The 7362-nt window shown below is 71.3% G+C and carries 5 protein-coding genes and 1 pseudogene; 3 read left to right on the forward strand and 3 right to left on the reverse strand.

The features are described from left to right. Position 1 precedes the first annotated feature (1 nt). The gene (locus ABZ193_RS35380) at positions 2-2215 is read left to right on the forward strand and encodes a hypothetical protein (RefSeq protein ID WP_354712927.1); all 2214 of its coding nucleotides are present in this window, start codon (positions 2-4) and stop codon (positions 2213-2215) included. A gap of 45 nt (positions 2216-2260) precedes the next feature. Here ABZ193_RS35380 and ABZ193_RS35385 read toward each other — a convergent pair whose 3' ends face one another. Next, positions 2261-4309 (reverse strand): recombinase family protein, encoded by a 2049-nt coding sequence (locus ABZ193_RS35385; RefSeq protein ID WP_354712928.1) that lies wholly within the window; start codon positions 4307-4309, stop codon positions 2261-2263. Between the two features lie 152 nt (positions 4310-4461). Next, positions 4462-4713: a DUF5372 family protein gene (locus ABZ193_RS35390; RefSeq protein WP_354712929.1), complete on the reverse strand. Its 252-nt coding sequence runs from the start codon at positions 4711-4713 to the stop codon at positions 4462-4464. Between the two features lie 71 nt (positions 4714-4784). Here ABZ193_RS35390 and ABZ193_RS35395 point away from each other — a divergent pair, with 71 nt between their 5' ends. Beyond that, positions 4785-5630: an IS5 family transposase gene (locus ABZ193_RS35395; RefSeq protein WP_354712930.1), complete on the forward strand. Its 846-nt coding sequence runs from the start codon at positions 4785-4787 to the stop codon at positions 5628-5630. Between the two features lie 18 nt (positions 5631-5648). Here ABZ193_RS35395 and ABZ193_RS35400 read toward each other — a convergent pair. Continuing rightward, a pseudogene (locus tag ABZ193_RS35400) lies at positions 5649-6241 on the reverse strand (plasmid pRiA4b ORF-3 family protein). Positions 6242-6306: 65 nt separating this feature from the next. Here ABZ193_RS35400 and ABZ193_RS35405 point away from each other — a divergent pair. Continuing rightward, positions 6307-7362, forward strand: a 1056-nt coding sequence (locus tag ABZ193_RS35405) for a PrgI family protein (protein WP_354712931.1), incomplete at its 3' end; no start/stop codon positions are given.

The following is a 7362-nucleotide window of genomic DNA, read 5'->3' on the forward strand; positions in this document are numbered from 1 at the left end:
CATGACCACCCCATTCACCCAGCCGCCGCAACCGCCCCGGCCCGGTTGGCGGTCGCCGCGGCGGCGCGTGGCGCGCACGTTCGCGGTGCTGGTGCCGCTGCTGGCGGCGCTGGCCGGACTCGCGTTCGCCACCGCGAGCTCGACGCCGCAGGCGACCGCGGTCGCAGTCGCTCCTGCGCAACCGCCGCCGCTGCCGCTCCCGCCGACCGACCCGTCGTGCACCCCAGGCTCGACAGACCCGGCATGCCTGCTGCCGACCGGCAATCCACCGCCGCCTTCGGGGGTGCCGACTACGCCGTTGGTGCCGGACCCGTCGACGCCGCCGGTGTCGTGCTTTCCCGGCGCGTTGATGCCCGAATGCACCGGCACGCCCACACCCACCCCGCCCCCGTCGTGTGAGGGGCCGAACTGCATTCCGCAGCCGACCCCGCTCGATCCCGGTGGCCCGGGCCCGACACCGGTGCCCGGGCAGGATGGGGAGGACGAGGACGAGTGCGGCATCACCGACCCGGTCGCCTGCGTCACCGAGGCGATCGATGGCTTCTTCCGCACCGTGGTGACCGACGCACTCAACCCGTTGCTCGAGCTACTCGGGAAGACGTTGCTGACCACCCCCGAGCCGTCGGCGCTGCCGAGTGTCGGGCAGTTGTGGACGGAGTCGTGGCGGATCCTGCTCGCCGTCTACGTCATCATCGTGGTCGTCGCGGGGATCGTGGTGATGGGCTACGAGACCCTGCAGACCCGCTACACCATCAAGGAGATCGCACCCCGGGTCGCGATCGGGTTCCTCGCCGGGACGCTGTCGCTGTTCGTGGCGACCAAGGCGATCCAGATCGCCAACGCGCTCGCCCAGGCCGTCATGGGCGAGGGTGTCAGCCCGCAGTCGGCGGGCAAGGCGCTGACCGACATGGTGCTCGGCGCGCTCAACGGCGGCGGGCTGTGGCTGATCTTCATCGGGCTCGCGCTCGCGGTGATGGTCGTGGTCCTGCTGCTCACCTTCATCGTGCGGGTGATGCTCACCGTGCTGCTGATCGCGGCCGCCCCGATCGCGCTGATGTGGCACGCCCTCCCGCACACGGAGGGCATCGCGCAGGCGTGGTGGAAGGCCTTCGGCGGGGTGCTGGCCATCCAGGTCGGGCAGTCGCTGGCGATGGTCGTGGCGCTGCGGGTGTTCTTCGCCCCGGGCGGGTTCACCGTGTTCGGGCCGACGCTGTCGGGGTTGGTGAACCTGCTGTTGTGCCTGGCGCTGATGTGGGTGCTCATCAAGATCCCGTTCTGGTGCCTGGCACCACTGCGCACAGGGCGCCGCTCGCTGCTCGGCTCCCTCGCCCGCGGCCTGATCGCCTACAAGACGATGGGCCTGCTCGGCGGCGCCGGCACCGCCCTCGGCCGGAAGGGAAGCAAGCGACCGACAGGTGGTGGTGGGGGCGCTGCGGCGGATCCTCCGGCGACCCGGTCGGGCCAGTTCATGCTGCCGCTGCGGCTGCGCCGCACCCGCTCCCCCGCGCCACGCTCGCCCCGGCTGAGCGAGGTGCCCACCACGGCGCGCGGCTCGGAGCGCAGGCCGGGTCGCGGGCAGCTGTCGCTGTTCACCGCGAGCGGGTCCGGTGACGAGGCGGCTGTGTCGCCCAACCCGCGGGCACTGCCTCCGGACGTACTGCCGCACGCGCTGCCAGCCGATCAGCTCGGGTTGCCGATCACCACGCGGTACGACCCGGACCGGGTCGGGCGCCGCACGCTCGCCGACGACCCCACCCACCCTCGTTCGCCGATTCCGCAGCCCGGGCTGCTGACACCGGACGGGCGGATCAACCGCCACGCACGGCCGCCCGCGCGGCTGCCCCGCGCGCTGGTCGCGCCCAGCGCGGGGATGCTCCCGGTCCACCTGCGCCCCGCACCACCACGACCCGCTCGCCGCACCCTGGCCGACGAACCCGCAACCCCGCCGCCGCGGCAGACCGGGCCCGGCCTGCTCACCCCGTCCGGGCAGATCAACCCGGCCGCCCGCGCCCCGCGCCGCCCGCAGCCCGACGCCTACACCGGCAACCGGCCGCTGGCCTCGGGTCAGTACCCGCTGCCCCTCGCTGTGCGCCGCCACCCCAAACCCACCCCGCCGCCGAGCGAGAGCCCGCCGGTGCGGAGGCCACGGCCGGGCACGCAGCTGCCGTTGCCGTTGGACCTGCCCCGCCGCCGGGCCCCGAGGAAGAGGAAGTGAGGTGTGTTCGCCGTGACCAGTCCTGTGCGTGTTCCGACCGTCGTTTCATACTGCGCCTCCTGCGGTTGTTGGGGCGGTTCGTTTGACGCGGAACGAGTTCGCGACCTGTTGCCGGTAGCGCTCTTGGGTTGCCTCGTCCCAGGGGATGCACCAGCGTCCGGCTGCGCCTCGACGGGCGGGCAGCTGTCCTTTGCGGATCCAGTTGCCGACCGCTTTCGGTGCGACGCCGAGCTGCGCGGCGGCCTGGGCGATGCTGACCTCGCCGTCGCGGACTGCGGCGGTGCGGGGTGCGGGAATGCCGTAGATGTCGCGGACGCGAGCGACGGCTGCGGTGTCCCAGGGGCTGCCCTTGCCGGTGGTCAGACCGGCTGCGTTGAGCTGAACCGCGAGTTGCTCGCTGGTCCGGGTCGCGCCGTGCCGGCGGATGATCTCCAGCGCGGTGACCGGGGTGCGGCCGGGTCCTTTGCGGTTGACGGTGATCTCGTCGGTGGCGCCGGTGTGCCAGCGCACCCCGATGCGCACCTGGCGCGCGTCCTCGGTGGGCAGCAGGGTGACGTCGGCGATCAGGGTGCGCAGCAGGCGTTTGCGGTCGCGTGGGCTGGTGTCCGGGTTGTCCCACAGCCGTGGCAGGTCCGCGGCCAGCGCTTCCAGTGTCGAGCGTGGCGGCAGAGGCGGTTTGGCGGCTCGCGCGGTCTCCAGCGCCGCCTCGGCTTCGGCCACCGCTGCGAGTTTGGTCTCCCAGCGGGTTTCCAGACTCCGTGCCACCAACCGGTTCTCCGGCTCCACCTGGCCGAACGCGCGCTCGGCCCGGTCAGCTTCGTAGCGGGCCCGTTCGACCGCGAGTTCGGCGGCCCGGTGACTGCGGACGTGCCGTTCGGTGACCTCGTCGGCGACCGCCAACGCGGTAGCGATCTGCTCGGGCGTGACCGCCTCGAGCAGCAACCGGCCGACCACGTCATCGACCGTGGACACCGCCACCGAGCGGCACTGCGACGTCTGCGCCTGGTCGCGGGCGCTGCTGCACACGTAGAACACGTAGTGGCGATGGCCGTAGCGAGTGCCCATCCGCGCGCCGCAGGCTCCGCAGTAGATGATGCCCTGACACAGCGCAACGCCTTCGCGCGGCGGGCGGGCACCGGCGTTGGTCTGGTTCGCCGCGAGCTTGGCCTCGTTGTCCAGGAACTGCTGCCAGCTGATGTAGCCCTCGTGGTGGTCCTGGATCAGCACGGTCCACTCGTCACGGGCGCGTGTGCGGCGCGCCGAGCGCACGCTGCCATCCGGCTGCACACGACGTTTGTCGTAGCTGCGGCCGTAACTGTAGGCCCCGGCGTAGGTGGGGTTCTTCAGTGCTTGCAGCACGCGGTAGTGGCCGAGCGTGCCCCACTTCAGCTTCCCGGCCCAGACGCCACCGTAGGCGCGTTGCGGGAACAGCCTGCCGGTCTCGGCGAACGCCTTGACCACCCGAAACGCCGAGCCGGTGCGGGCGAACTCGGCGAACAGGTCTTTCACTGCGGTGCGGACCTGCTCATCCGGGTCGATCACGACCTGCCCGTCGAGGTCGTAGACGAACCCGACCGGCAGCTTGGCCCGCAGCTCGCCGCGGTGGGCGGCAGCGAGCTTTGCGCCGTGCAACCGGCCGGCGAGCAGGTGCAGTTCGGCCTCCGACATGCTGCCCTTGAGGCCCAACAACAAGCGGTCGTTGACATCGCCCAGGTCGTAGACCCCGTCGCCGTCGATGAGCAGTGTGTCGGTCAACCTGGCCAGCTCGAGCAGCCGGGCGAACTCGGCCGACGAGCGCGCCAGCCGGGACACTTCCAGGCCGAAGATCGCGCCGACCTCGCCCAGACATACCCGCGAGATCAGCTCGCGGAAGCCGTCGCGCTCCGACCCGAACCGGCCCGATACCCCGAGATCGGCGTCGACGACGATGACCTGTTCGGCGGTCCAGCCGAGTTCGACCGCAACGGCGGACAGTCCGTACTGGCGGGCGGTCGACTCGGCGTGCTCGCGGACCTGCATCAGTGTCGACTGCCGCACGTACACCACCGCGCTGCGCGCCCGGTGCTCCGTGGTGATCTTCGACGACCCGTTCATCACGACCACCGCCGCGGCTTTCCTTGCGCAGCAAGGACTCGACCATGTTCGCCACGGCCATCACTGCCTCGCCGCGCCAGCCCGCGGACACCGCCGCCTCGCTCCCGGCTCGACCGAGCCGCCGCTATCCAACGTGAACACCACCAAGATCATCATTCACCCACCTGGGTGGTGCCCGAACGGCGGCCCAGCATCGCGTCGGCCACCTCGCGCAACGCCGTCAGGCCCTCGGCCGCGAGCCGCTGATCACTGGCCGGGACACCTCGATCGGTCCACTCCTGCCGCAGCGTCACCCGCGCCCGGCCGTCGACCTCGCACACGAACCACAGCCCGCGCCGCGTGCGGCGCTCGAACAGCACCGGCAGCTCCCGGCCGCACAACGGATGAAAGGGATGGGTGACCACTAAGACGTCGTTTCAGAAGTCGGTGTGTCGGTCCTGTGTGGATCACCGCTGCTTGCTGATCATGTCTGTCGATGTCGAGGCGATCTTGTGTCGAGCGGTTGGTCAGTGACGAGCTGTGGGAGCTGGTAGAGCCGTTGCTCCCGAAGCCGCGCAGGACGAGGCGGGGACGGACGGGGCGACCACGAGTCCCGGATCGGGCGGCGCTGGCCGGGATCGTGTTCGTGCTCAAGAGCGGGATCATCTGGAACGACCTGCCCCAGGAACTCGGGTGTGGATCAGGGGTTACCTGCTGGCGGCGGCTACGGCAGTGGCAGGACGCCGGGGTGTGGCCGCGTTTGCACCGCGTCGTGCTCGATCGGCTCGCTCAACAGGGTCTGCTGGACTGGTCGAGGGCGGCGGTCGACAGCGTGAGCGTGCGGGCCAAGCGCCGAGGTGAGCTGACCGGGCCGTCGCCGACTGATCGCGGTAAGGCGGGCAGCAAGTACCACGTGCTGTGTGACCGCAATGGGTTGCCGCTGCACGCCCTGGTGACCGGTGCGAACACCCACGACAGCCGCATGCTCGCACCGCTGCTGGACACCAACCCCGGTATCCGTGAGCGCGCAGGACGCCCGGCTCGTCCGCGTCGACGACCGGGCAAACTGCATGCCGACAAGGGCTACGACTACCCGCGGTGCCGCCGCTACCTGGCCCGCCGCGGGATCGGGGTGCGGATCGCCCGGCGTGGGATCGAGGACTCGACCCGTCTCGGGCGGGTCCGGTGGGTGGTCGAGCGCACGATGTCCTGGCTGCTGGACTTCCGCCGTCTGGCGCTGCGTTACGACCGCAGCGAGTCGACCATCACCGCGTTGTTGTTGCTGGCCTGCTCCCTGATCTGCCACCGGCGCCTCACCCAACACCAACCAACGTCGTCATGACGGCGCTGGTGACGGGGTCTACGAGACGGAAGTGAGCGGTCGCCAAGCCAGCCACTGCAGAGCGCGGTCGGCCTCGGCGAGGTCGAAGTGGTGCGGATCGAACGGGCCGCCCGCCCACTCGAGGCGCTCGTCGTGTTCGGGGTGTGACGGGTCGGTCAGCGCGGCCTGGAACTCCTCGTAACCCCATGGGCCTCCGACGTCCTCCGGTGGGCACGCCCCCTGGCCTGCGACACAGCGCGGGTAGCGCACGCCCGCCTCCGCAGACACGATCTTCTCCACGGTGAGCTGGTGGGTCCAGTTGTCGCCGAAGTCGTACACATAGCTGAACCGGCCCCCTGCTTGACCAGACGGAACAGCTTCCCCTTGGCCTCGTCAGTGACGTTCTGATCGTCCCAGTCCGGGTCCGGGATCCCATAGCGGCGGCCGTCGATCTCGAACTCGTGCAGATGCGAGTTGGTCCAGCCCACCACTGCCTGCACCACCTCATGCAGGACCGCCAGACTCACCTCGCCCGGCACCTGCACCCGGCGCCGCACCTGCGGCTCGACTTCGGCCAACACGATCTCCAGCTCGAAGATCTTCGTCTTCGCGGTCACGCGAGGAGCGGGCATACACCGATGCTGTCAGCCCCGCCAACAAGACAGGACCGGACCCACCACTTCTGAAATGACGTCTAATGAGCTACCACGAGACCCGGACGAGCGGGTCCTATGCAGTTCGTATCCCGGCCGACGTCGACCGCCCGGACCGCGTGCTGGGTCCGCTGACCGCGCGGCAGCTGGCGATTCTCGCCGGCGCCGGGGCGCTGCTGTATGGCCTGTACTCGCTGACCCGCGCGGTGCTGCCGCTGGCGGTGTTCCTCCTGGTGGCGGTGCCGGCCGGGATCGCGGTCGCCGTGCTGGCGCTCGGGCAGCGTGACGGGCTCCCGCTGGACAAGCTCGCCCTCGCCGCGATCCGCCAGCACCTGGCCCCGCGGCACCGGGTCGCCGCCCCGGAAGGTGTGCGCCGGGCACCCGCCTGGCTCACCGCCCACCAGACCCAGCGTGGTCGTGGCGACGCGGTGTCCCCGGCGCCGCTGGAACTCCCGGCGAGCGGGGTCTCCGACAGCGGCGCGCAGGCCGGGATCGTCGACCTCGGCAGCGATGGGCTCGCGGTCATCGCCGTGTGCTCCACCGTCAACTTCAGCCTGCGCACCCCCGCCGAGCAGGAGGCGCTCGTCGCCTCGTTCGCCCGCTACCTGCACAGCCTGACCGCGCCGGTGCAGATCCTCGTCCGCGCCGAACGGCTCGACCTCGCACCCCAGATCGCGCAACTGCGGGCCCGCGCGGGCGGGCTTCCCCACCCGGCGCTGGAGACAGCCGCGCGGGATCACGCCGACTACCTCGCCCAGCTCACCGCGCAGACCGAGCTGCTGCGCCGCCAGGTGCTGCTGGTGGTGCGCGAACCCCTGCACACCAACCCCGCCCCATCCGGTGTACTGCACCGACGCCGCCCGGAGCAGCCGGTGGATGTGGGGGTGCGGCAGGCGGCCGAGCAACGGCTGGTGCGCCGCCTCGGCGAGGCGAGCGAGCTGCTGGCGGCGGCCGGGATCGTCGTCGCCCCGCTCGACGCGGCGGCCGCGACCGGGGTGCTAGCCGCGGCCTGCAACCCCGACACCTTCCTCCCGCCCTCGGCCGCGCTGGCCGCCGCCGACGAGGTCGTCACCGCCACCACCACCTTCACCGACCTCTAC

Origin of the sequence: Amycolatopsis sp. NPDC006125 (genome assembly GCF_040614195.1) — a bacterium.
In the GTDB taxonomy this organism is placed as follows: domain Bacteria; phylum Actinomycetota; class Actinomycetes; order Mycobacteriales; family Pseudonocardiaceae; genus Amycolatopsis_E; species Amycolatopsis_E tucumanensis.